23 protein-coding genes and 1 tRNA gene are annotated in these 20,556 nt (G+C 52.6%); 17 read left to right on the forward strand and 7 right to left on the reverse strand.

Annotated features, from left to right (window positions below; all coding sequences use genetic code 11):
- Nucleotides 1–22 precede the first annotated feature (22 nt).
- On the forward strand, nucleotides 23–952 hold the full coding sequence (gene aglJ, locus ABSB80_RS08180; protein WP_428369945.1) for an S-layer glycoprotein N-glycosyltransferase AglJ: 930 nt from the start codon (nucleotides 23–25) through the stop codon (nucleotides 950–952).
- Between the two features lie 29 nt (nucleotides 953–981).
- Here the strand turns inward: aglJ and ABSB80_RS08185 are convergent, their stop codons facing one another.
- A complete protein-coding gene (locus ABSB80_RS08185; RefSeq protein WP_428369947.1) occupies nucleotides 982–1,428 on the reverse strand; it encodes a hypothetical protein in 447 nt (148 codons plus the stop codon).
- A 133-nt stretch (nucleotides 1,429–1,561) separates the two neighbouring features.
- Here ABSB80_RS08185 and lsrF point away from each other — a divergent pair, with 133 nt between their 5' ends.
- Together lsrF and ABSB80_RS08195 are read left to right on the forward strand one after the other, a co-directional pair.
- On the forward strand, nucleotides 1,562–2,386 hold the full coding sequence (lsrF, locus tag ABSB80_RS08190) for a 3-hydroxy-5-phosphonooxypentane-2,4-dione thiolase (RefSeq protein WP_428369949.1): 825 nt from the start codon (nucleotides 1,562–1,564) through the stop codon (nucleotides 2,384–2,386).
- A 43-nt stretch (nucleotides 2,387–2,429) separates the two neighbouring features.
- Nucleotides 2,430–3,482, forward strand: a complete 1,053-nt coding sequence (locus ABSB80_RS08195) for a zinc-binding dehydrogenase (protein WP_428369951.1) — start codon at nucleotides 2,430–2,432, stop codon at nucleotides 3,480–3,482.
- A 224-nt stretch (nucleotides 3,483–3,706) separates the two neighbouring features.
- Here ABSB80_RS08195 and ABSB80_RS08200 read toward each other — a convergent pair whose 3' ends face one another.
- From ABSB80_RS08200 to ABSB80_RS08220, 5 genes are all read right to left on the reverse strand, one after another.
- Nucleotides 3,707–4,300, reverse strand: coding sequence for an aldolase (locus ABSB80_RS08200; protein WP_428369953.1), 594 nt, complete (start codon nucleotides 4,298–4,300; stop codon nucleotides 3,707–3,709).
- 116 nt (nucleotides 4,301–4,416) lie between these two features.
- On the reverse strand, nucleotides 4,417–5,067 hold the full coding sequence (npdG, locus tag ABSB80_RS08205; protein ID WP_428369955.1) for an NADPH-dependent F420 reductase: 651 nt from the start codon (nucleotides 5,065–5,067) through the stop codon (nucleotides 4,417–4,419).
- Nucleotides 5,068–5,340, reverse strand: a complete 273-nt coding sequence (gene trxA, locus ABSB80_RS08210) for a thioredoxin (RefSeq protein WP_428369957.1) — start codon at nucleotides 5,338–5,340, stop codon at nucleotides 5,068–5,070.
- Between the two features lie 54 nt (nucleotides 5,341–5,394).
- The gene (locus tag ABSB80_RS08215) at nucleotides 5,395–6,855 is read right to left on the reverse strand and encodes a preprotein translocase subunit SecD (protein WP_428369959.1); all 1,461 of its coding nucleotides are present in this window, start codon (nucleotides 6,853–6,855) and stop codon (nucleotides 5,395–5,397) included.
- The gene (locus ABSB80_RS08220) at nucleotides 6,852–7,706 is read right to left on the reverse strand and encodes a protein translocase subunit SecF (protein WP_428369961.1); all 855 of its coding nucleotides are present in this window, start codon (nucleotides 7,704–7,706) and stop codon (nucleotides 6,852–6,854) included. The genes ABSB80_RS08215 and ABSB80_RS08220 overlap by 4 nt, the downstream gene beginning before the upstream one ends.
- Nucleotides 7,707–7,925: 219 nt before the next feature.
- On the opposite strand from ABSB80_RS08220, the gene ABSB80_RS08225 reads away from it, so the two are divergent.
- From ABSB80_RS08225 to ABSB80_RS08290, 14 genes are all read left to right on the forward strand, one after another.
- The gene (locus tag ABSB80_RS08225; RefSeq protein ID WP_428369963.1) at nucleotides 7,926–8,237 is read left to right on the forward strand and encodes a DUF2551 domain-containing protein; all 312 of its coding nucleotides are present in this window, start codon (nucleotides 7,926–7,928) and stop codon (nucleotides 8,235–8,237) included.
- A 54-nt stretch (nucleotides 8,238–8,291) separates the two neighbouring features.
- Nucleotides 8,292–8,579, forward strand: a complete 288-nt coding sequence (locus tag ABSB80_RS08230; protein WP_428369965.1) for a hypothetical protein — start codon at nucleotides 8,292–8,294, stop codon at nucleotides 8,577–8,579.
- Nucleotides 8,579–8,986 carry an archease gene (locus tag ABSB80_RS08235; protein WP_428369967.1) on the forward strand — a complete coding sequence of 136 codons (408 nt, stop codon included), beginning with the start codon at nucleotides 8,579–8,581 and terminating at the stop codon, nucleotides 8,984–8,986. Before ABSB80_RS08230 ends, ABSB80_RS08235 begins: the two co-directional genes overlap by 1 nt.
- Before the next feature lie 26 nt (nucleotides 8,987–9,012).
- Entirely contained in the window at nucleotides 9,013–10,446 is a 1,434-nt protein-coding gene (locus ABSB80_RS08240) for an RtcB family protein (protein ID WP_428369969.1), read from the forward strand.
- Nucleotides 10,443–11,018: a type 1 glutamine amidotransferase family protein gene (locus ABSB80_RS08245; RefSeq protein WP_428369971.1), complete on the forward strand. Its 576-nt coding sequence runs from the start codon at nucleotides 10,443–10,445 to the stop codon at nucleotides 11,016–11,018. Before ABSB80_RS08240 ends, ABSB80_RS08245 begins: the two co-directional genes overlap by 4 nt.
- Nucleotides 11,019–11,401: 383 nt before the next feature.
- On the forward strand, nucleotides 11,402–11,824 hold the full coding sequence (locus tag ABSB80_RS08250; RefSeq protein ID WP_428369973.1) for a DUF2111 domain-containing protein: 423 nt from the start codon (nucleotides 11,402–11,404) through the stop codon (nucleotides 11,822–11,824).
- Nucleotides 11,825–11,829: 5 nt separating this feature from the next.
- Nucleotides 11,830–12,810, forward strand: coding sequence for a biotin--[acetyl-CoA-carboxylase] ligase (locus ABSB80_RS08255; protein ID WP_428369975.1), 981 nt, complete (start codon nucleotides 11,830–11,832; stop codon nucleotides 12,808–12,810).
- 45 nt (nucleotides 12,811–12,855) lie between these two features.
- On the forward strand, nucleotides 12,856–13,365 hold the full coding sequence (locus tag ABSB80_RS08260) for a biotin transporter BioY (protein WP_428370079.1): 510 nt from the start codon (nucleotides 12,856–12,858) through the stop codon (nucleotides 13,363–13,365).
- Nucleotides 13,362–14,033: an ATP-binding cassette domain-containing protein gene (locus ABSB80_RS08265; RefSeq protein ID WP_428369977.1), complete on the forward strand. Its 672-nt coding sequence runs from the start codon at nucleotides 13,362–13,364 to the stop codon at nucleotides 14,031–14,033. Before ABSB80_RS08260 ends, ABSB80_RS08265 begins: the two co-directional genes overlap by 4 nt.
- Entirely contained in the window at nucleotides 14,030–14,722 is a 693-nt protein-coding gene (locus ABSB80_RS08270; RefSeq protein WP_428369979.1) for an ATP-binding cassette domain-containing protein, read from the forward strand. Before ABSB80_RS08265 ends, ABSB80_RS08270 begins: the two co-directional genes overlap by 4 nt.
- Nucleotides 14,710–15,363, forward strand: coding sequence for an energy-coupling factor transporter transmembrane component T family protein (locus ABSB80_RS08275; protein WP_428369981.1), 654 nt, complete (start codon nucleotides 14,710–14,712; stop codon nucleotides 15,361–15,363). The genes ABSB80_RS08270 and ABSB80_RS08275 overlap by 13 nt, the downstream gene beginning before the upstream one ends.
- A gap of 51 nt (nucleotides 15,364–15,414) precedes the next feature.
- Nucleotides 15,415–17,154 (forward strand): pyruvate/oxaloacetate carboxyltransferase, encoded by a 1,740-nt coding sequence (locus tag ABSB80_RS08280; RefSeq protein ID WP_428369983.1) that lies wholly within the window; start codon nucleotides 15,415–15,417, stop codon nucleotides 17,152–17,154.
- On the forward strand, nucleotides 17,151–18,626 hold the full coding sequence (locus ABSB80_RS08285) for an acetyl-CoA carboxylase biotin carboxylase subunit (protein ID WP_428369985.1): 1,476 nt from the start codon (nucleotides 17,151–17,153) through the stop codon (nucleotides 18,624–18,626). The genes ABSB80_RS08280 and ABSB80_RS08285 overlap by 4 nt, the downstream gene beginning before the upstream one ends.
- Nucleotides 18,627–18,693: 67 nt before the next feature.
- Nucleotides 18,694–18,805 (forward strand) — tRNA-Met (locus tag ABSB80_RS08290).
- Between the two features lie 502 nt (nucleotides 18,806–19,307).
- Here ABSB80_RS08290 and mmp10 read toward each other — a convergent pair.
- Nucleotides 19,308–20,534: a methyl coenzyme M reductase-arginine methyltransferase Mmp10 gene (gene mmp10 / locus ABSB80_RS08295; protein WP_428369987.1), complete on the reverse strand. Its 1,227-nt coding sequence runs from the start codon at nucleotides 20,532–20,534 to the stop codon at nucleotides 19,308–19,310.
- Between the last annotated feature and the right edge of the window lie 22 nt (nucleotides 20,535–20,556).

The following is a 20,556-nucleotide window of genomic DNA, read 5'->3' on the forward strand; positions in this document are numbered from 1 at the left end:
ACCGATTAAAAATACTATACCAATGAAATTCAACAAAGACGAGGTCTGCATCCTCATCCCCACGCTCAATGAAGGTCCCACAATTGGAACTGTTATCAGGGAATTCAAGGGACTCGGATACGACCATATTCTCGTAGTTGACGGGAAGAGTACCGATAACACGGTAAAAATTGCCCGGGAAGCCGGGGCAAATGTCCGCACACAATCGGGCGTGGGCAAAGGCAATGCAATTATCGAGGCTTTTGAAGTCATCGAGCAGCCCTATATTCTCATGGTTGACGGTGACGGCACCTACTCGGCAAAAGATGCGGAAAAGATGCTGACCCCCCTGTTCCTGGGATTTGATCAGGTCATCGGGGATCGCCTCATCAACGCAGAAGAAGGCTCATTCTCCGGGCTCAACCTCTTTGGCAACCATATGCTGAACCTCCTTTTCAAAGTGGCTCACAGCAGGGACCTTCATGATATCCTGTCAGGATATCGCGCCTTCACCAAGCTAGCGGTCCAGCAGATGCATCTGAAAGAGAAAGGGTTCGAGATCGAAACGGAAATCTCAGTTGAGTCCGTGCGGAACGGCCAGAGGATCATGGTTGTCCCCATCCGGTATTCCCGCCGCCCGGGGACGGCGACAAAACTTTCCCCTTTCCATGACGGCATCAAGATTGTGAGCACAATTTACCGGCTTGCACGGGTCAATAACCCCATGTTCTATTTTGGCATGATGGGGGTCCTGACCTCTCTCCTCGGACTGCTTGTCGGGGTCTATGTCCTGCTGGAATGGCTCAAACCCGGCCATATCGAGCATATCCCGCTCACGATCCTCACGGTGCTGCTTATCGTCGTTGGCATCGAAATTTTCATGTTCGGTATGATCAGCGATATGCTCCTTGTCTTCCACCGGGAAATTATCCGTGAGATCCAGCTCCTCCAGTCCCCGAAGTCTCCGAAATAATCTTTTCTGCCTTGTCCTGAAAATTTTTTTTAATAACACACTGTTGACGGTAAATACATTGAGAAATAACCGGAATGATGGTAGGTCCGGGCTGAACCCGCCTGTCTCGTAGGGAGTAGGTGGGGATTAAGAATATAAAAAGCAACAGAGGTGAAAAAATTCATCGGCTGCATCATTTCTTGCACGCTCTTATGCATACCGGAGAGCGCCGGTTCAGGTGAGCAATACGGGATAAAGCGGGGGGATTCGATGTGGTCGTTTTTCAGAGAGAGGAAAGAACAATTTTCGAATTGGGATTTTTTCCGAAAACCTTTTTCCTGTATTTCCCAAAGAATTACGTATGCAGTCGCCAGCCGGGTATATCGGGTATACGCGTCGGGAATATTGTAATGATGTGAAATGCCCGATACAATTGCTCCTGAATAAAAAAGTGGAAAAATCTCCTGAATATGAAGAAATCCGGGCGATTTGTGCATCCAATTGTCTCCACAGCACCCATGAATTTCACCACTGGCTGACAGGGAATGGGTACCTCGTCGTCAGACCGGAGCACAAATAACCCCAGCTTTTTATACATTTGTGTATCACTAATTCTCGTGAAGTGTCCCCATGGTAAATGCATATCCTGATATTGGAATTCAGAGCCGGATGAACCGGATAATCAATCCGAAAGATAACCGGGTAGTGATGCTTGCGATAGACCATCCCTATTTCCAGGGACCGACAACCGGCCTGCGCAACATGAGTAACACCATAACAACACTCCTTCCCTACTGCGATTGCCTGATGACGACACGCGGGGCAGTGCGGAGCAGTATTGCGCCCGAAAATGTCGGGTCAAAACCCATCATGTTACGTGTTACCGGGGGAAACAGCGTCTTAAATGAAGAGTTGAGTGATGAAAAGCTTACGGTTACGATGAAAGAAGCCATCCGGATGGATGCGGCCGGTGTCGCGGTCAGTGTGTATATAGGCTCTGCCAACCAGCAGCAGACTATTCTCAATCTCACCGACATGATCAATCAGGCCGACGAATACGGAATTCCCGTTCTGGCAGTAACAGCCGTGGGGAAGAACATGGCCCGGGATTTGCGCTATCTGGCGCTTGCATCCCGTATCTGCCAGGATGCCGGGGCCCGTATCATCAAGACCTATTATTGTGAGGAATTTTCCAGACTGGTTGACTGGGTTTCTCCAACTGCTGTCGTGGTTGCAGGAGGGAAGTACTCAAGTCCTCCTGACGCTCTCCAGATGGCCTACGACTCTGTCCAGGCCGGTGCCGTGGGAGTTGATTTCGGACGAAATATTTTCCAGGATGCCAATCCTGTCGGCATGATCAAAGCAATTGGTTCAATTGTCCATGGAAATCATACCGTAAAGGAAGCCCTGGATATCTACAATGCATGCTTACCCGGTGCACGCAGGCTCGACTGATTTTTTTATATCGTATACAGTTACTCTCCATTCGTGAACAGGAATGAAAGCAGCGGTCTATTATAAGAACAGTGACATCCGCACCGAGGATGTTGAAGATCCAACCGTCGGACCAGGGGAGATCAAGGTCAGGATCATGGCGTGCGGGGTGTGCGGGTCGGATGTCATGGAATGGTACCGGATCGAGCGTGCGGGAAGACCCGGCGGGATCGGGGCCTTCGGGCATGAATGCACGGGAATCATCGCAGAAACCGGTCCCGGCGTAGATCCGAAATGGAACGTGGGAGACCGGGTCGTGGTCACCCATCATGTACCATGCAATACGTGTAATGCCTGTATACGCGGGCATACGACAGCATGTGACACGCTGCAAAAAACCAAATTCAAGAATGCGTACGGGGCGTTTGCGGAATATGTTGTTTTGCCTGAGATCAACGTGGACCGGGGTATGTTACGCCTTCCCGAATCGGTCTCTTTTGATGCGGGAACCTTTGTTGAACCCCTGGGATGTGTTGTGCGCGGGCAGCAACGAGCTCCGACCTCGGATGGCCGGTCGGTCCTGATCATCGGCGCCGGGATCACCGGACTGCTGCATGTCCAGGCGGCCCGGCTGAACGGTGCGGGATTTATTGTTGTTTCCAACCCGAGTCCCGATCGGTTAAAGGCCGCCCGGAAATTCGGTGCTGATGCAACCATTTCCGCCACGGAAGATGTTCCCGGAAGGTTTAAAGAATTAAATGGCGGCCGGGGCGCAGACACCGTCATCATGACCGCCCCGGTTCCCGTCTGTGTAAAACAATCGCTTGACGCAGTCGGACCCGGGGGTACGATCTTATTTTTTGCCCCCACGAATCCCGAGATCCAGTCCGAGATCAATCTCTGGAACCTGTGGCAGAAGGAGGTTACGATTACCCATTCCTATGCTGCCGATTTCCATAACCTGACAACTGCCCTGAAATGGATCCAGTATACCAGGATCAATGTGGCCGATATGATAACCCATGTCTTTCCCTTACAAGAGACGGTTCAAGGTTTTCTCCTGACTGCCCGGCACCGGGACGGTAGTTTGAAAGTTATCATCCATCCCCAGGAATAAGATTTTTTCCTCCATCATCTGCATTGAAGTCCCGGTATAGCTGGATCTTTTCTATCCTCATCTACACCACCTGTTCCATTATGGTAAAATTCCCCGCATTGGTCTGATGCATTCGCGAGACGGTTGGAATACCAGCTCATTTCAGATTACGAAGAAACAGATCTCATCGGGTCCCGGCAATGCAGAAGAACCAGTTCCCCTGATATTTTTAAAAAATCCGGGTATCAGATTTCGGAATGACTCTGTCGTGAAACGAAATTCTGTTTCATGGAAAGCACCCGGCAGGAATGCTCTGCAAGCGACGTATACACGTATGCTTCATCGAGTGTCCTGCCGGCAGCAAAGGTACCGTGGCCCCGGACAACAATCAGCTTTGAATCTGCGAGGGCCCTGACGACATTATCCGCGATCTCCTGGGAACCCGGGGCACCCGGAACAACCGGAATGACCGGGCAGAACATCAGTCCTTCGCTGTCCTCGGGGATGATGGTGTCCATGACGAGCGAGGCTGCGATCGCCGCGGGCGGATGGGCATGGACAACTGCCTTGTACGGGGTGTTCCGGTAAATCTCCCGGTGGACACGGAACTCGCTCGAGGCATGTTCCGGAACAGGGCCGTCGAGTGGCACGAAGACCGGTTCTGGCAGAACATCGAGATATTCCCCGGTCCGCGTGACGAAAAAACCCTCGTCCTCTTTTCGGACGCTCATATTGCCGAAGTTCCCGCCTACCAGGTGCTCGGCAAAGAGCCGTTTTCCTATCCGTTCGAATTCACGGGCATACCTTGCTGCTTCTTTCATCCGCCAGGCCTCCTTCATGACCCATCCTGCCGGTACCAGCAGGACCGGGGACCCGTCACGCCCGGCCGCCCTCTGGCACACCGGCCTATGGCCGACTTTTTCCTGTTCCGCTTCTCGCCTGAGATCCCCGGTGTCTAGCAGAACCGGATACCAACATCCCTCATCTTATTATACCGCGCTATATTGAGGAGGAGCGGTGTAAGGGACTCGACCAGACCGGAAGCTGCGAGAGGACCGGCATCAAACGCCTGGAGCTTTGATACACGGTTTACAATCCCCATGACTTCCTGTTTTGTGGCAGGGTCATCCCCGCAGACGGGAACCGAGTATGCGAGTTCTTCATCGAGTGCCTTCCATTTGTTCGCTGCAATTGTATTGAAAGCCGTGCAGATCCTTGCCTCCGGTGAAATGATCCTTTTGATCATGAGGGCTGCCGAACCCTCAGGCGGGGGGACGGAGGTAAAAAAATCCTGTTTTATCATGGGGTTGACCGGGCTGATGACAATCTTGTCCTCAAAACCGGCCAGGGTTTCAAGGGTCATGGAGACATGTTTGAAAGGTATGGCCAGGATGATGACATCTGCCTCGTCAACCGCAGTCTGGTTGGATACCCCGGTCATCGAACATTCGCACCCGCGTTTCTTCAGGGTCTCAATATTAAGCCTGCAGCACGCCTCTGCCTTGTCTTTTTCCCGGGACCCGACACTCACATCAAATATCGTGGAGAGGCGCATGGCGATGCCTTCACCGATGTCACCGGTCCCTCCGACAATACCAATCTTCACTTATCTCACCAGCGGTGTCAAGAGTTTCTCAAGAGTCGCTGCGTCCGTGACCCCTTCCAGTCTCTGGACGGTCTTCCCATCCTTCTCAATGATCAGGGTGGGAACGACGCTGATTCCGTATTTTTCCGCAAGGTCCATATGCTGGTCGACATCCACTTTCCGGATCTCGATTGCATCTCCCATTTTTTTCGCGAGTTCTTCCAGGATGGGTGTCTGCATTCTGCAGGGACCACACCAGGTGGCAAAAAAATCAAACAAAACCGGTCTGCTCATTGGTTGTACCCATATGAATAGTGGATTAAAAAAAAAGATAAATCTATGGTATTGTTACTTGGAGAGGATCGCCATGATTATTTTCCCGTAGGCTGGTCTTGTAACAATAACGCCGACCAGCACACCGAGGATGGTAATGATGGCGAATCCCTTGAGGGTCGACAAGTCCATGACGGCCAGCGGGAGCATTGCTATAACGACCGTCGCAGCGGCGATCACGATGATACTGAGCGCACGGGACAGCCGTTTCAGGTAAAGGTTTGGCGAGGGCACCTTGCCTTCGTGGAGGATCTCATCGGTAATCACGACAAGCTGGTCGATTCCCGTACCGAGAACGGCGATCAGGCCAGCGATCGTCGGAAGATCCATCTGGAACCGTATCAGGGCAATGAACCCGAGCAGGATGACGATCTCGGACATATTGATCAGCACCATCGGAAGAACGATGCTGGATTCCCGGTATCGGTAGTAGATCACAAAGCCGACAGTGACAAGAGCAAACAGGCCGGCAAGAAGGGCCATCTCCTTGTAACGTTCGCCCATCGGGGCTGACTGTCCCCCGGACCCGGCAATGCCTACGTCAACGGGCAATGCACCGGCCCGGAGGTGGATTTCAAGGTCAGTTGCCTGATTCATACCGTACGTGCCGGATCCCGTTGATGCGTAGAGCTGCCGGACGGGAGTGCCCTGGATTGTCCCGGCGAGATCGGTTGAGAGGGGAGCCGAGTAGACGGTCTGGTTGTCGAGGATCATTACCAGGTTGTGTTTCGAGGGTTCAACCGTTGCCCCGTATTTTACAGCCGCCGCCTGGAATGCAGCAGCCCCGTCATCGCTGAGCGTGAATCCGACCCCCCAGTTGTTGCTACCGGCCGGTGACTGGCTCGGGGTCTGGACGCTGGTTATGGAATCACCGGACAATACATGCTCTGTCTGATTGTCGACAGTTACGATCCGGATCTCGAATTTCCCCTGTCTGCCGACAATTTCCTGTGCCTGATCCATGTCGACACCGGCAAGTTCCACCCTGATAAACTGGTCTACGTTGTTGAGGCCGGTGAGGGTGTTGACCTTGGCATCCTTGGTACCAAGAGTATTGATCTTGTTTTCAAGGATAAGTTTGACATCATCGGCAGTTGCCTTGGAGACTCCAGGCTGGTAACTGGTGATCGTCCCGCCGTTAGCAGCTACAATGGGTTCCAGCTCGGCCTGTGAGAAAGATTTCCGGATCTCGAGGTGGTTTTCATCCACGGCCACCACCTCGGTGCCGAGTTGTTTGGTAAGATTTGCAACGAAAATATCAACCGGCTGGGTTGTGGTGTACCCGACGACTTCCCCTTTCATTTCCAGCTGGATCCATGCTCCCTGCTGGAGGTCAAGGCCGTACTGGAGGTTCGAAGCAAGGTTCCCGTTCTCATCGAAATGCGGGTAGATTGCGATCACCGAAAGGAGCACGAGGATAATGAGAGTGGCCACCCGCCAGTCAAGGAGAATTGCCTTCATCTCTTTTGCGTTCATTTGCCTCCTCCCTTCTGGACATACCATTTCAGGATCCCGGCATTCGTCAGCCACGTGTTGAAGATATCTGCTATGAGCCCGATGAGGAGTACCGCGGATATCTCCCAGAGCATTTGGATGGACCCCAGCCAGGAGACGATGAACATCGCGGTGACTGCAGCGATGGTCGTAGAGGTCATGATGATGCCGGTATGGAACGCGCCGGCAAGCTTGTCATGGAGTTTGCCCTGCCTCTTGAGTACGCGGTTTGTGAGCAGGATGTCGCTGTCCACAGAATAACCGATGAGCATCAGGAGTGCTGCCACCGTTCCAAGGGTAAGCTGGATGCCGACAATATTCATCACGGCAGCGGTCATCACCATGTCCGCAAATGCTGAGAGGACTACCGCCCCCGCAGGAACAAAAGTGCGGAAGGCGACGAATATGACGATGGTCATACCGATGAACGAGAAGAGCAGCGCAATGACTGCCTGGTACTGCAGGGATTTCCCGAACGTCTCGCCAATCTGATTGATGCTTGCATCGGGATACTTCTGGTTTATCAGGGTTGTAAGCTCCTTGAATTTCGTATCATCCATCGCTGAAAATTGTAAAAATACCCCATTATTAATCCCCTGACTGATATCGATCAGCGGATAGCCGGCAAAGGTGGACTGGAGCTGGTCCTTGGTGTCCGTAGTGTACAGGTTAACGGCAGTACCTCCGGAGAAATCGATGCCTGGCGTAACAGGCATCCCGGTCGTCGCCATATTGAGAGCGAGCAGTACCAGGGAAATTACAAGGAACACGAGCGGGATTATCACCAGCTGTTTTGGTGAATATTTTTCGATATTATAGTTGATCAATCCCATAGTGTAATCATCTGTTTACAGAAAATAAATACTTATCAGAGTGTCATTTCTTTCGCGTCCGATCCGGGGCAGCCGCGATCAAATACGCGAGAATCATCGCATTTTACGGATTTCGCAGAAAATTTTTGTTCCTTCGTTAAACAGTTGAATCTCCTTTTGGAGATTTTAAATCGCACAAAATCAAAAATTATATATACAGAGACCTTTGACAGTTATCGTATGAGATCTCCTTCAGAGATCAAGAGGGTCATTGAGGGACGTCTGCGATCCTACCTTTCACGTGACAGGACTGGGATCCGGCGCGAAGTGCTCAGACTCTTTGTAAAAACTAGATCGATCACCATTGCCGAACTGGTCTTCGAACTACAGAAACAGTTCACCGTGACGTTCCATGCGATCGCATCGATGGTTGGCATTATTGCTTCCCGCATCGGAATCCTGCACTCCATTCGGAATCCCGACGGAGTGAACAGCTATGCACTCAAGGAAAAGTATGTCGAGATTGTGATCGGTATTGTTGGGGTCTGCTGACCCTGTTCCGATCCATAACGGTTTTTAGTGGTGCGTTCCAATACTACCAGCATCATGCGTACCAATTCTCCTGACTGCGCCAGCCTAGGCGAAGTCACTATTGTTCCGGAAGTCATTGAATATATCAACCGTCGGGATTGCGATTTCCGCATCTGTACTTCATGTGGCGGCCCGATTCTGTTGCCAACGAGAGTGAAACCCCCCAAAAAAACCGATCTCCTCTTAAAAGCCGGTGATCATACGGTTTATGTATCCGTCCATCAGGCACGATTTCTCCATACCATTCACCTGGAGATGATCCCGTTCTTCGACGATAATGAGATCGTCAGGTACGAACGCTGATGAGTCTTGAAGATATCCCTCATACGGCAGACGTAAAGTTCCGGGTCCGCGCCGACACACTCAATGCTCTTTTTTCCGAGATATTCGGCGCATTGATGCAGGTGATCTACGGAAAGGATCGTCGCGGGGATCTGGTAAAGGAAGCACATATCGAGTCCTCCGATATCGAATCGCTCCTCGCCGACTTTCTTTCAGAAGTCCTTTTCATATCAGAAGTTGAAGGACTGGTATTTTCCCATGCGGAGATTACTATCAAAGGCCTGAAGCTTACTGCAGTTCTTCACGGCGAGCTTTTTGACCGTGCCCGGCATTCGGAAGGAACCGAAGTGAAGGGGATATCCTATTCAGATCTTTCCGTCAGCAGGGATACGAACGGATATATGCTGGATATCATATTTGATGTATAAAGGAAACGGTGAGGCGGGGCAGGCAGATGATCGACGGTGTAAAACGGATCGGTGCAAATGACTGGGAAGTTCCAATCGGATTTGTCCCAGGTATGCGTGTCCCGGGGAGGTTTTTCCTTTCAGAGGCACTGGGCAGGATTCTTGAACCCGGAGCGGTCCAGCAGCTTGCCAATGTTGCCACCATGCCGGGAATCGTCAGATATTCCCTGGCCATGCCTGATATCCACTGGGGGTATGGTTTTCCTATCGGGGGCGTTGCCGCATTTTCTCTGGATGAGGGAGTAATCTCTCCAGGAGGTGTGGGTTTTGATATCAACTGCGGGGTACGACTGCTTTCCACACCTCTGACCCAGACGGACGTCAGGGGTAGAAAAGACCTCTTTGATGAGCTCTTCCGGTCGGTGCCGGCCGGAGTCGGAGCAAAAAGCAAAACCAGCGTGACAGCCCGCTCGCTGGACGGAATGATGATCCGGGGTGCGCACTGGGCTGTTGAAGAAGGATACGGTGTCAGCCATGATCTCATCCGTTGCGAAGAAAAGGGGTACATGAAAGCCGCAGACAGTTCCGAAGTATCTGCAAAAGCAAAGCAGAGAGGCATACCTCAGGGCGGAACGCTTGGCTCAGGCAACCATTTCCTTGAAATTCAGATTGTGCAGGAAATTTATGATCCTGAAGCAGCTGCTGCATTCGGCATTACCGCTGGCCAGGTCTGCTGCATGATCCACTGCGGTTCACGGGGCCTCGGCCATCAGGTGTGTACGGACCACCTGAAAATACTGGAAGGTGCTCCGAAAAAATACCATATCTCACTCCCTGACCGTCAGCTGGCCTGTGCACCAATCACCTCAAAGGAAGGAAAGTCGTATTTCGGTGCCATGGCTGCATCCGCAAACTATGCGTGGGCTAACCGGCAGATGATAACCCATACGGTCCGGCAGGTCCTGTCAAAAATGTTCAGCATACCCTATGAGGATATGCCGCTCATCTACGATGTTGCGCACAACGTGGCAAAGTTTGAAGAGCATACGATCGATGGTCGACGGATGAACGTCTGCGTACACCGAAAAGGGGCCACCCGTGCGTTCGGACCAGGGTCACCCGACCTTCCTCCTGACGTTTTATCCATCGGCCAGCCGGTCATCATCCCGGGCAGCATGGGTACCTCGTCGTTTGTCCTGAAGGGAACGGCCGGGGCCATGGAAAAAACATTCGGGAGCACCTGCCATGGAGCGGGGAGGTTGATGAGCCGTTCCCAAGCTAAAAAGAGACTGATTGGCCGGGAAGTTGCAGGAAATCTTTTAAAAGAGGGGATCATCGTGCGGGCACCCAGCGAAAACGCCATCGCCGATGAAGCACCCGGCGTATACAAGCCCATTGATGAAGTGGTAAATGTCGTGCACGAAGTGGGAATTTCCCAGCTGGTAGCACGCCTCTCTCCGGTAGGAGTGATAAAAGGATGAGTTGTCGCGCCGGATTCGTCTGGGGGACCCCGCAACATTTCAACCGGTTCATCGAGGAGTGCGGGATCTCCTGCGAACTCGTCACGCCGCACATGCTCGCCGCCCCGTTCTACCGGGGCGAATTCAACTGCCTGATCATCCCGACGGGTTTTGGAAATCCGCACTATTCCAACCTGCTCCCCGCCCTCAGGGCAGCATCGGCGAGGATACGGCATTTCGTGGAGAACGGGGGCAATCTCCTCGTTTTTGGCGCTGCAACCGATAAACCGGACACCTATGACTGGCTCCCGTTTTCTGTTACCTACCGGCATGATTGCTATCCGAGACAGGTGGTCTGCTCTCCCGGGTCGGCGGCCGGATCCCTCGTGGAAGACTACGATCCTTCATCCATCGAGTGCGATGGGATCTTTCTGTCGCATAACGGGGATACAGCAGGAACCGCAGACGGCTCGGACGTGATAGTCGAAAAGCGGGTGGGCAGAGGGAACGTGGTAGTTACGAGCGTGCACGAATTTCCCTCCCGCAATTTCCTGAAAAAATTCTGTTGTGCGGGAACGCGGACACCATTCTGATTTTTAGTCCTGATTCAGGTTCATTCTGCGATATTCCTGCAAACGAATTTTATGCACAGTAGAAATCCGTTCATTGTTCATTTTTTCCAAACTGCTTGATGATACTGGGAGTGTGACCTCCTCTCTCCAGTTGAAGAACCTGCCGGTTCTTCTCCAGCCTGTTCTTCCCTTCGGGAATCGGAGAGGTTTCTCAAAACCTCGACGAGGAGAAGGGAGGCATAAGCCGATCTTCGAACAGCAGTCTCCCCCAAGAGCGTTAACCGAATTTTCTGATGATTTCAACAAAACCGAATTTATTACCTGCCTGATTCCTGGTTTGTCTGCGTCAGCAAGCGGCGCAACCTTCTTCTAGATAGAAAATGACCAGAGTATTGAGGTATTTTATGCACCGCTATACATTGTCCTGCAGCGCAGAGGCCGCCGACCTTGAACCGATTGTCCTTGCACTCCACGAGCTGATCCACCGGCTCCCGGTCACGGCAAAATCTCTCGAACGGGACGGGATCCGGGTTGAGGACGGGAGGGTCATCGACCGCCATTACAACGGCCCTGTCCTCATTGAAGCGATCTCCAAAAACCAGCTGATAAAAATCGCCCCTTCATCAGGTGCATACAAAGGGGTACCGGTTACTGTCGCGCCAATCAGGGATAATGAAGGGAAAGCGATCGGTGCAATCGGTGTGGTTGATATAACCGGCATATTTGACCTCGCCACGCTTATGGAACACCAGTCAGCGATACTCAAACAGGTATGCGGGAAAGATCCCTGCCCGCTTCCATCGGAACTTATCGAGTCCAAGCGGTGATATCCTTGCCAGATTCTGCGTTTAAAGTGCTCGAAATCCTTGAACGGTCAGCAACCCCGATATCCGGGGAGGTTATCAGCAACGAACTCGGGATTACAAGGTCAGCGGTATGGAAGCACATCAATGAGCTCCGCATGATGGGCTATGATATCTCTTCCTCACAGAAAGAAGGGTACCGGCTCGCCCGTACAAGTGCCAAGCTGCTCCCGTACGAGATCCATAAAAAGCTCCAGACCAAATTTATCGGCAAAAAAATGCGGTATCTCGAGAATACCCCCTCCACGATCTGGATAGGCAAGCAGCTCTGCTCGGAAGGTGATGTCGAGAAGATGCATGGCATGGTGATCATCGCAGAAGAGCAGACCGGCGGTATCGGCAGAATGGGGAGGGCGTGGGTCTCCCCAAGCGGTGGGATCTGGATTACGATTGTGCTCAAACCCCATGTGCCTATCGATCATGTCTTCATGATAACGATGGCAGGTTCAATTGCCGTTGCCCGGGCAATCCGTAAGGAGTTCGATCTTGGCGCCCTGATCAAATGGCCGAATGATATTTTTATCGGCAACAAGAAAGTTGCCGGGCTGCTCCTCGAGCTTTCTGCAGAGGCCGATACGGTCCATCACTGCCTCCTTGGAATCGGTATTGACGTGAATGTGCACCTGAACAATTTTTCGCCGTCCCTCCAGAACAGCATTACCACTATCAGCGCTGAGGTCGGGCATGAGGTTGACCGTGCCTCGTTCCTTGCCCGTATTCTCAAAGAATTTGAAAGCCGTTATCTCCTCATCGAAAGCGGGGAATACGATGCAATTATCCAGGAGTGGAAGAGCATGTCCTGTACTCTCGAAAACCGGGTCCAGATCCGTACCCTCAAGAACAGTTTCGAAGGTGATGCGGTCGACATCGATGAATTCGGTGCACTCATCATACGAAAAGACAACGGGAAACTCGAACGGGTCATCGCCGGCGACTGTTCTCACCAGTAATCATTACTTTTTTATCGTCAACCGCATAATTCTTTTGGGTTGACGATGTTTGGAGACTTGAACAGGTCACGGGTTATCAGTCATTCAGCCGCGTTTATCGCTCTCATCGCACTGGGAAGCTGGGTTTCCATCCCGTTTTTCCCGGTCCCGTTCACCCTCCAGACCCTGTTTATCATTCTTGCGGGCGCAGTGATGCGGAAGTATGCGTTAATTCCGGTATCGCTCTATGTGATCCTCGGTGCTCTCGGTCTCCCGATATTTCATAATGGCATAACAGGTTTTGGAGTGCTTCTCGGGCCGACCGGGGGATACCTGATCGGGTTCATCTTTGCTGCCATTGCAGTGGGTCTTGCCTATGAACGTGAGTCCGCATATATCCGTATCACCGGGATCGTAGCCGCAACCGTGATTATCTATGCCTGCGGGGTGGCTTGGCTGATGATTTCCCTCGGAAGGGCTTTCCTCCCTTCAGTGATTGTGGGAGCACTTCCCTTTATTCCCGGTGATGCTCTCAAGGCATCGGCTGCCTACACAATTGCGAAAAATCTTCCATGATCACGATTGCAAACCTCAGGTTCGGTGCAGTCGGGATCAGCTCGCTTGCTATCGGGCCGGGAACGACATCGATCATCGGGCCGAATGGCAGCGGAAAGACAACGCTCCTCAAGATTCTCGCCGGTATCGTTCTGCCCGAATACGGGAGCGTGCTGATTGATGGTGCTCCCCCCCGGGAGATCGATACCGGATGGATCAACGAATTTCCTGACCGGAACATCCTGTTTGAGACCGTGGAGGATGAGATCGCTTCCCCGCTCAGATTCCGCCATACGAAATACAAAGAGATTGACAGTCAGGTCAGTCTTTGTATGGAAACGCTGGGCATCACTCATCTCTCAAAGCGGCAGATACGCGGACTTTCCGGGGGGGAAAAAGTGCTCGTTGCCCTTGCGACAGCACTCGTTCATCACCCACTGGTCCTTATTCTTGACGAATGCGATTCCCACCTGGATGCCGACATGACAGGTTCTGCCGACCTCGTGATCAGGAAGAGCGACGTCCCTTACATCATCTGCTGCACGCAGGACATGGAAAGGGCATCCTGCGGAGATAACCTCGTGTATCTGGAAAACGGAAGTGTCTGTTTTGCCGGCACACCGGAATCCGTCTTTGCATCGCTTGCCGGCACACCGTATTATCCATTGTCGTGGAAGTGCTCACGATGAAGATTACTATGGATTCGGTGCGTGCTATCCGCGGGGAGTGGTCACTTTCAGCACGCGGAACTTTCAGTGAAGGAGTCCACCTGATCACCGGGAATATCGGGAGCGGGAAGTCCACGCTGGCGCTGCTGTTATCCGGACTTTTCAGTTCCTTCTCCGGCTCTATTGACATGGAAGGGGTCACGTCGGTAATGGTCTCCTTCCAGTTTCCGGAATCCCATATCACCGGCCTGACTCTTGAAGAGGAGTGCACATCATGGGGGCTTGATCCTTTCACGGTGCTTTCATCAGTAAAACTGTACGGGAAAAAAGAACTCAACCCCCTGAAGCTGAGCCGGGGCGAACTGAAGCGCCTCAACCTGGCATGTGTGCTCGGCAGACAGTATGATCTTTTGATACTCGATGAACCGTTCAGTTCGCTGGATGTTCAGGAAAAAGAACGGGTATGCCATGACCTGTCCCTCCGGAAAAAGGGAATTACCATAATTATCACGCATGAGCAGACCCTGTTTCCCCGGGTCGATCATCTCTGGGAGATCCAAAACTGTGAGCTCCGGTATCTTGGAGGAATGCCGGAAGCACTCGGTGCATGGCAGCATGCCCCGGGGATTATCAAAAACCTCATGGCTGCAGGAAGGACTCCGTACAATATCTCGCCGGAAGATCTGCTGGAGGCGGCATGCAGGACGTAAGGCTGCGGATAGGCGCTGCGATCGTTCTCTCCCTCGCAGCATTTCTCAGTATTACCGGAGCATTTCTGGTTTTTATCTGGTGGCTGGTATTTACCAAGCGTCTTCAGATTCTAAAACAATTCAGGCTCATGGTCCCCCTGATGGTTCTGATGGCATTTTTCAGCGCTATTGTTGAATTAACCGGCGGTGGCGGGCTATCCTATTTTTTCCGTATGCTGGTGATCGTCCTTATCGGGATGTGGGTGTATCAGGAGCAGCAGAGCAAAGAATTCCTTGAGCTCGCGGTCTGGATGTTCGGTGACAGGGCAGGGTTCGAACTTGGCCTGCTCGCCGAAATGGGGATGCAGTCACTGAATTTACTTGTTGCGGATTTCGACCGGATCAGGATAGCCGAAAAGCTCAAGGGTATTTTCTGGGGGGTGGGGAGTATTGTTCCGACAGGGCTCATTCTCGTTCATGGCGCACTTTCCCGTGCTGACGCCGCCGCCGACATTCTTGCCGTAAGAGGGTACCATAACGGCGGAACTCTGTGCCCCGAATTCAGGACAACGGGAACGGACATCATTGGTTCTCTGGCCGCTGCCGGTATTTTCATCATTACCTTCCTTCCCGTTAGTGAATTTTTTATACTATACCGATGAATTTTTGAGAGGCTACAAATGATTTTTGAGTCCCGCCTGAGGTTTCACGTTATGCGCACTGCATCTCCTCAAAAAGTCCTGATCACTGACACGACCCTGCGCGATGCGCATCAGTCGCTGATCGCGACACGGCTCCGGACAGAGGATATGCTTCCTCTGGCACGGGAGATCGATCATTGCGGGTTCTTCTCTGTCGAAGCATGGGGCGGTGCTACGTTCGACACCTGCATCCGGTTTTTAAATGATGACCCGTGGGACCGTCTCCGGGCACTCAAGGCCGAGCTCCGGCACACGCCCATCCAGATGCTGCTCAGGGGCCAGAACCTTGTCGGGTACCGTCATTACCCGGATGACGTTGTCGACAAATTCATCGATGCATCCTATAAAAACGGCGTCGATATTTTCCGCGTATTCGATGCCCTGAATGACATCAGGAACATGACACGATCGATGGACCAGGTGAAAAAAGCGGGGGCCCACCTCCAGAGCACGATATCCTATACGACCAGCCCGGTCCATGATACCCAGACCTTTATTGAGATGGCAAAAGATCTCTATGCACTCGATTGCGATTCCATCTGTATCAAGGACATGGCTGGACTCATTATGCCGGACGCAGCACAGGAGCTGATTGCGGGGATCAAAAAAGCGGTGGATGTCAAAGTCTGCCTGCATAGCCATTCCACGAGCGGGATCGCACCCATGAGCTACCAGGCAGCAATCGAGGCAGGTGTCGATATCCTCGACACCGCAATGTCGCCGTTTTCCATGGGGACTTCACAGCCACCCACCGAGAGCGTCGTCGCGTCCCTGATCGGCACACCCCGCGAGACGGGAATTGATCTTATCAGACTCAGGGCGGTCCGCAACGTCTGCCTGCAGATACGGTTGAAATATGCAGGCCTGCTCAATCCGATCTCGGAACGGGTCGACAGCGATGTACTCATTTACCAGCTGCCGGGGGGAATGATCTCCAACATTGTCTCTCAGCTCCAGGAACAGGACGCACTGAACCGTTGGGACGAGGTTCTCGAGGAGATTCCCCGCGTGCGAAAGGACCTTGGCTATCCCCCGCTTGTTACCCCGACCAGCCAGATTGTCGGGACGCAGGCAGTACTCAATGTGCTGGTGAACGGGGAACGGTACCGGAATGTGACAAAAGAAGTCAAAGACTACATGAGGGGATTGTATGGAAAATCTCCCGCACCGGTCACCGATAAGATCCGCACCATGATCATAGGCGACGAAGAGGTGATCACAGTCCGTCCCGCAGACCTCCTTGAACCTGCGTACGAGAAGATGAAAGAGGAAGCGATAAGCGCGGGTCTTGTCAGGAAAGAAGAGGATATCCTCACCTATATCCTTTACCCGGCGATTGCACCCTCGTTCCTCAAGGGTGAGCGATCCCTCGAAGAGATCCCAAAAAAACAGACCTCATCAAAACCTTCTGCAGAGGTCCCGAGCCAGATGGAAGTAGAAGTTGATGGCGAGGTCTTTTCCGTCCGGATCGTCTCCGTCGGCGGGAGCAAAATTGAAGTGACCGGCGTCACACCCCAGAAGATCCCGAGGGGTGAATTTGCAGGGGGCGTCAAGAGCAATATCCAGGGTATGGTACTTCAGGTCCTCGTCAGCCGGGGGACCGTTGTGAAGAAAGGCGATACCCTCGTTGTCCTTGAAGCGATGAAGATGGAGAATCCCATACACAGCCCGGTCAATGGAAAGGTCACCGAGATCTTTGTCGATACCGGCGATGTCGTCCAGAACGGCGATGTCCTGCTGGTGGTTCAATGAAATATTTTGAAAAACTGCTGATCGCCAACCGCGGTGAAATTGCCATCCGGGTCATGCGCGCGTGCCGGGAGCTTGGCATTGAAACGGTGGCAATTTACTCCACTGCCGACAAAAACGCCCTCCACGTCAAGTATGCTGATGAGGCGTTTCATGTCGGTGATGCCCATCCTTCCAAGAGTTACCTTAACATGGAGAGGATCATTGATATCGCCAAGAAAAGCGGTGCCGAGGCCGTGCACCCGGGTTACGGGTTCCTGGCAGAAAATTACCGGTTTGCCAAACTGTGCCTTGACGAGAACGTGATCTTCATCGGGCCCCGCTGGAAAACGATCAAGGCGATGGGATCAAAGATTGGAAGCAAACAGATGATGAGGGATGCAGGTGTCCCTGTTCTCCCCGGTACAGAAGGGGGCATAAACAATATCGATGATGCAAAAAAGGTTGCACTCCAGATTGGCTACCCGGTTATAGTCAAGGCCAGCGCCGGCGGGGGCGGTATCGGGATGCAAATCGTCCATGATGAAAAAGCCCTTGAAGATGCAATCACGGCCGGCATGCGCATCGCCAAGTCAGCTTTTGGTGATGCAACGGTATTCATCGAAAAATACCTTGTCAAGCCCCGCCATATCGAATTCCAGGTGCTTGCCGACGAACACGGCAATGCCGTCCACCTTTACGACCGGGAATGTTCGATCCAGCGCCGGCATCAGAAACTCATCGAAGAGGCACCGTCACCGATCATGAGTCCGGAACTGCGTGAACGGATGTCGTCGTCCGCACTCAAGGTAGCGGAGGCATCAGATTATACCAATGCCGGATCCGTGGAATTCCTGTACAGCCGGGGAGAATATTATTTCATGGAGATGAACACCCGTCTCCAGGTAGAACACACCATTACCGAAATAATTACCGGTATCGACCTGGTCAAACAGCAGATCGCCATTGCTGCCGGGGAACAGCTGCCGTTTGAACAGGCGAACCTTTCGATCCGCGGACATGCGATTGAGTGCAGAATAAATGCAGAAGATCCGCTCAACAACTTTGCTGCCGACCCGGGGAAAATTATCCGGTACCGCTCGCCGGGCGGCCCGGGCATTCGCGTTGACAGCGGCATCCACATGGGTTACACGATCCCGCCCAATTATGATTCGATGATCGCCAAACTCTGTGCCTGGGACAGTACAAGGGCCGAGGCGATAATGCGGATGAGACGGGCCATATCCGAATATATTATTCTCGGCATAAGGACCACACTTCCCCTCCACTATGCGATCATGAACAACCAGCAGTTTGTTAAAGGGAACACGCACACGCACTTCTTGCAGGAAGAGCACATCCTGAATACTCTCGAACGCTACACACGGGACGAAGAGACCCGGATGCAGACGCTCGCCGGCTCTTTCGAACAGGGCAAGAAGGTGGCCGCGATCACGGCAGCTGTCAACATGTACATACAGCAGAATAAGGAATGAGTGTTTATCCCGACGACTCATGAATACCTTTAATAATTTTTACGGCCTTTTTATTGTGCACTTTTGTGCTGCGGTGGCCTAGCTGGTTAGGGCGCCAGACTCATAGGGTTGTTGAACTCATCCTCGCGTTCACACTTTGGGGCATCTGGAGATCGGGGGATCGTAACCCTCCCGCAGCATCAGTTTCCTTCACAGATCTTTCTTCGTTTCCGATTATACATTCGGGATCATTCTCGGAGTCAGAGTAATTTACCTTTCCCTGAACATCTTGGACAAACTGAAAAAGGGTGTTGAGGAAAGGGAGGAGATCAAAAAAGAATGGCTGGCCTATTTATTGCAGTCGCCGTTTTGTTGAGTCCGGATTGGCATCACTGCAGCACTCTTATAATTTTAGGGTATATCCCATTCCGGCGATTAAGTATACCGTGTTTGTTGAATGAAACTTGCCCCCCTCAAATGCTCCAGTGACTTCGCCTTCACCATAATCCTGCCGTTGTGGGGTTCGTAAATTGCGATAGAACGGACTTGGTGAACAAACACTGAATCCATATATCTTACTTCGGTGATTCACTTTTTTTTGAAAATTATTCCGGTTACCTGGTCATCCCTTTTTTCTGTCATATATTTTGAAAAAGTTGGATGTTAACCTGTCCCCTAATTTATCATTTTCCGGGAAGTTATCTATTTTCCGTACCGGTTGATTGTCTGGATCAACTCCGCAAAACCTTCCATTTCCATCGTAAGTACCTGATCGCGGGTCATTCCCATGCTGGTCTCGGCATCCGCAGTCAGCATCTCCGGGCCCCGGACCGCGATACGATCGGTTCCGTCGCATGACAGGATCTCCTGCACCTCGGCATCGTGCACAAAGGCACGCCCGGGAATGATCACGACGGGTTCAAGAGTGGAGAGGTCGAGCTGCCTGATATCGTCAGCGGTGATCAGGCAGGCGATCTCCTTTTTGACCGGAAGGACCGGCACCCCCGACCCGCACGCGGAAAGAACAGCATCGATGAACGGCGTGGCAATATTCCCGCTGATTACGCTCGCCCTTTTTGTGACCCGGGGGAGTTTTGCAAGCAGGGCCGGCTCATCAAGGATCGCGAACGGCGAGCCGATCTCCGGGTCCCAGAGCGGCGTGCCGGATATTTTCATGGTGAACTTTTTGCTGAGGTCCGTGATCATGTCACGGAACGACTCGACGCTCTGGACTTTCTGTTTACTCATGACCGGGCCGTTCCCGAGGATGAGCCCCTGGTCGGCGTTGTTCGCAAACCGCATCAGGATCAGGCCCTTTGCCCCCCGGTCCTGGAGCCACCTACAGGTCTCCTCCAGTACTTTGCCATCATTGACCCCGGGGAGGACGACCGCTGCTGCATAGACATCCGCTGCACCGCAGAGCCGTTCGAGGATCGCAAGCGAGGCCTCGGGGGTCGGGTCGTGCATGTACTTCTTCCGGAGTTTCAGATCGGTGGCAAAGACCGTGAAGGAGATCTCCGTGAGCCCGTTCTCGATCAGGAGGTCGGCAATCGCGGGATCGTCCCAGCCCTTCCCGCTCGTGTACCCGATATGGAGCGGGGCTTCCGTGCTGCCGAGAAGTTCGATGAGTTCCGCAAACCGCGGGTAACAGCTGGGATCGCCCCCGCCGCTGATCGTGATCCGCTCGATCTCTCCCTGCTTTGACTGGAGGTTTGCAAGGGTCTCATCCGCGATGGTCTTGAGGTCCTTGAACCCGGCGTATTCTTCCTTGACGCCCCGGGTACAATAGTCGCACCCTTTTTTGAACGGCAGGCAATACCTGCACCCGAGCGGCTGCACACCCCGGACTTTTTTGAAATAACAGTATTCGCAGAAACCCCGGCAGTTGATGCCCGGGCTCCCTCCGATGTCCACGGTGAGTTGTGCCATCTGTGGAGGAATTTATGCGCTG

The organism is Methanoregula sp. (assembly GCF_050010295.1).
Taxonomy (GTDB): Archaea; Halobacteriota; Methanomicrobia; order Methanomicrobiales; family Methanospirillaceae; genus Methanoregula.